4 protein-coding genes are annotated in these 3550 nt (G+C 60.1%); 3 read left to right on the forward strand and 1 reads right to left on the reverse strand.

Going from position 1 to position 3550, the window contains the following annotated elements; genetic code table 11:
• Positions 1–88 precede the first annotated feature (88 nt).
• Together ACH2EH_RS17415 and ACH2EH_RS17420 are read left to right on the forward strand one after the other, a co-directional pair.
• Positions 89–922: a methyltransferase domain-containing protein gene (locus ACH2EH_RS17415; protein ID WP_395143567.1), complete on the forward strand. Its 834-nt coding sequence runs from the start codon at positions 89–91 to the stop codon at positions 920–922.
• Positions 915–2051: a hypothetical protein gene (locus ACH2EH_RS17420; RefSeq protein ID WP_395143569.1), complete on the forward strand. Its 1137-nt coding sequence runs from the start codon at positions 915–917 to the stop codon at positions 2049–2051. The genes ACH2EH_RS17415 and ACH2EH_RS17420 overlap by 8 nt, the downstream gene beginning before the upstream one ends.
• A gap of 14 nt (positions 2052–2065) precedes the next feature.
• On the opposite strand, the gene ACH2EH_RS17425 is transcribed toward ACH2EH_RS17420, so the two are convergent.
• The gene (locus ACH2EH_RS17425; protein ID WP_395143571.1) at positions 2066–2401 is read right to left on the reverse strand and encodes a hypothetical protein; all 336 of its coding nucleotides are present in this window, start codon (positions 2399–2401) and stop codon (positions 2066–2068) included.
• A gap of 98 nt (positions 2402–2499) precedes the next feature.
• On the opposite strand from ACH2EH_RS17425, the gene ACH2EH_RS17430 reads away from it, so the two are divergent.
• On the forward strand, positions 2500–3525 hold the full coding sequence (locus ACH2EH_RS17430; RefSeq protein WP_395143573.1) for an aldose 1-epimerase family protein: 1026 nt from the start codon (positions 2500–2502) through the stop codon (positions 3523–3525).
• The last annotated feature ends 25 nt before the right edge of the window (positions 3526–3550 follow it).

Consider the following 3550-nt stretch of genomic DNA (forward strand, 5'->3'; position numbering starts at 1 on the left):
GCGATCAGTGCAAAGGCAATAGCTTGTGTCATGTAGCACTTGATACCGCAAAGATGCGATAGGAGCAAATCTCGGCTATACTGCGCCCGTGACAATTCGTGAGGAGCTCCTCTCACTGCTGATTTGCCCGGAAACGGGCGCGGCGCTCTCGGGCTGGGATGGTGTCAGTGAGCAGGGGACGCTAACAACCGACGACGGACGCAGCTACCCTGTTACCGATGGCATTGCCAACCTCCTGCCCGACGCTCTGCGGGGTGGGCCCGCCGATGATACCGAGGTGGCGGAGAAGCGCTCGGAGATGCAGGCGCGTGATGCCCAGGTCAAGTCCTACGACCAGATGCTAGGGCTGAAGCTCTTCACCTACTACGAGGTTCCCCTGACACTAAAGTTCTTGCCGCTCGAAAGCTCCCACTTAATGCTGGAGGGCGGCTGCGGCACCGGGCGCATGACCCGCACGTTTGCAGAGCGCACCCGTGGCCTGCTCTGTGTGGACTTCTCGCGGGAGTCGCTGCGGGTCGCCAAGACAAAAGTCCCCCCGGAGCTCGCAGATCGGGTACTCTTTGTGCAGGCGGATCTCTCCCGGCTTCCGACACGCTCCGATGCTTTTGACAGAGTGGGCTCGTTTGGAGTCTACGAGCATATTCCCACACCGGAGGCGCGCGACGGCGCACTGAAGCACTTAGCGCGGGCGTGCAAGTCCGCAAAAGAGGGCGGACGGCTGGCACTCTCGGCGTACCGCTGGGGGCCGCCCATCAGCTGGTCGAGCCAGCGCGAGGGGCATCATCCCGGCGGAATTTATTTTATTCGGCTCACCCAAAATGAGCTTAAGGCGCAGTGTTCACCGCACTTCAGCGTGCACGGCGCGACCGAGGCACTACTCTACTATCACTTGATCTGGGGACAAAAAGACAACCATGGCTAGTGGCTACACACCGGGGCTGACCGTCAGCGCTCGAACAACAATCGTCAAGATCCGTCGCCTACCACTCAAAGGCGAAGTTCTGGTAAAAGCAGACGACTGGGTGCTCCCTGACAGCGCCGTCGCGCGGGCTAATCTGCCCGGCATCATGCAGACTGTCAAAGTGGCGTCTCGGCTGGGCGTAGATGCCTCCGAAGTGCCCGATCTGCTCACCATCAAACTCGGTGACCGGGTGGAGAGGGGTGATCTTATCGCACGCACCAAGGGGCTCTTTAACAAGTTCTTTATCGCGGATGCCAAGGCCAGCACCTCAGGGATTATCGAGATCATCTCCCCTATTTCCGGCAATGTCGGTATCCGCGAGGCGCCCACTCCGGTGGAGATCACGGCCTACATTCCGGGCCGAATCACGCAAGTTTTGGAGGGCGAGGGGGTCCAGATCACGGCGCACGGTGCCTTAATCCAAGGTATCTTCGGACTCGGCGGCGAGCGACGGGCGCCTCTGCAAATGGTCTCCCAGAGCCCGGATCAGCCCCTCACAGAGAACGATATCAATCCCAGCTTGGCTGGAAAAGTCATTGTGGGCGGCTCCAATATCTCCGGGGCAGCTCTGAAGAAGGCCGCGGATATGGGAGTCGTGGGAATTGTGGTTGGCGGAATTATTGACAAAGATATGGTGGACTACTTAGGCTACGATATCGGAGTGGCGATCACGGGCCACGAGAACATTCCGCTCACGCTCGTACTCACCGAGGGCTTCGGAACCATCGCGATGGCAACCCGCACTTTCAACCTGCTGAAGTCCCTGGAGGGCCGCACTGCCGCCATCTCAGGAGCCACCCAGATCCGCGCGGGAGTCATCCGCCCCGAGGTGATTGTTGCGGACGAGACACCAGAGCAGGGCGCTAACCACCAGGACGAAGTGACACTGGACTTCACACTCCATCCGGGTGCTCCTATCCGTATTATTCGCGAGCCCTACTTCGGCGCTCTGGCCACGGTCACTGAGCTTCCCACCCAGCTCGTCCAAGTGGACTCCGGCACCGAGGTGCGCGTTCTGCGCGCCACACTGAACTCTAGCGGCGAGGAAGTCACCGTTCCCCGCGCCAATGTTGAGATCGTGGCCGGCTAGATCAGCGGCACTTGCTAGGGCTGCTCAGGTTCGGACAGCTCGGGTTCGGGCAGCTCCAGTGACTTGCCGCAGTAGATACAGTTCTGGTGACGGCGCTTGGTACGGTTGCCACAGTGCGGACAGGCGACAATCTGGACGCCGCTGAACTTGCCATCCGCCATCCCATCGCGCAGATCCACCTCCTGAAGCTTAGCAATTACTTCTGTTTCCGTAGCAAGGCTCTTATCACGAATCAGCTCCGTTAGTGCTGTGCAGATGAGAAACAGGCGCTCCTGATTGGCTTCTAGCTGTAGGATTCGGGCGACTTCTGGGGACGCAGCGTCAGTGGCGAGAGCAAATTTTTCTAGCATCGTGCCCCTAGTGTACCCGCTTTAGCTTGCCAAAGAAGAACCAGAGGATGAAGCCAATCAAGGCGATGCCTCCCGTTTTATCAGGTAAAATTGGGTGCATGGTAACTCTCTTTGGCAAGACCTACGCGCGCCGTGAGCTGGCGCAGCGAATGGGCGATCTGATTCAAGTCGCGGGCGTCGAGCGCTTCACCTACGAGGAAGGCGTCCAGAGCGGCGTCAAGGCAGCACGGGTGCGCTCCGGCGGCGGTTTAGACTTCACGGTTCTCTTCTCACGTGGCATGGATATCGGGGCGGCGAGCCTCTTTGGCGTCCCGTTTGCCTGGGTCTCGGCAACGGGCTGGGCGAGTCCGCACGCGTTTGTCCCTGAGGGTCGCGGCTGGCTCCAGACCTTTCATGGCGGACTGCTCACGGGCTGCGGTTTAAGCAACGCGGGCGCGTCCAACCAAGACGGTGAAGAAGCTCTGGGCATTCACGGGCGCCTCTCGCACCTCCCCGCGGAGAGTGCGAGTGCCTGGACGGACTGGGAAGGCAGCGAGGCCACGGTCTTTGTGGAAGGGACGATGCGCGAGGCCACGGTCTTTGGCGAGAACCTACGGCTTAAGCGCACGATCTCCACCCCCGTGGGCGGCACGAGCATGACGATTACCGACACCGTCATCAACGAGGGCTTCAAGACCTCCCCATTAATGCTGCTCTACCACTTAAACTTTGGCTGGCCACTGGTAGACGAAGGCACCGTGATTCGCTTCCCGAAAGGCACCACCAGCATCCCACGCGATGCCGCCGCTGAGGCGGGCCACGCGACCGCCAACACCCTCACCGCCCCAATACCGAGCTACGCTGAGCAGTGCTTCTTCCATAACATTCCCACCGAAGACGTGGTTATTGAGATGGTCAATCCCTCGGGCTTTGGCGTGCGAATCGCCTACAAAAAATCCGAGTTCCCGCACCTGACGCTCTGGAAGATGATGGGCGAGGGCGAGTATGTCTGCGGCATCGAACCCGCGAACTGCAAAGTACTAGGCCGTGCCGCCGAGCGCGAAGCCGGACACCTCCAGTCCATTGAACCGGGCGAAACCCGCCGCTTCTCGGTGACCCTGACCGCTTTTCTAGAGGAAAAATAGCCTGGTGCCAGAGCGGCGGTTCACT

It is taken from the genome of Armatimonas sp. (assembly GCF_043760365.1).
Taxonomy (GTDB): Bacteria; Armatimonadota; Armatimonadia; order Armatimonadales; family Armatimonadaceae; genus Armatimonas.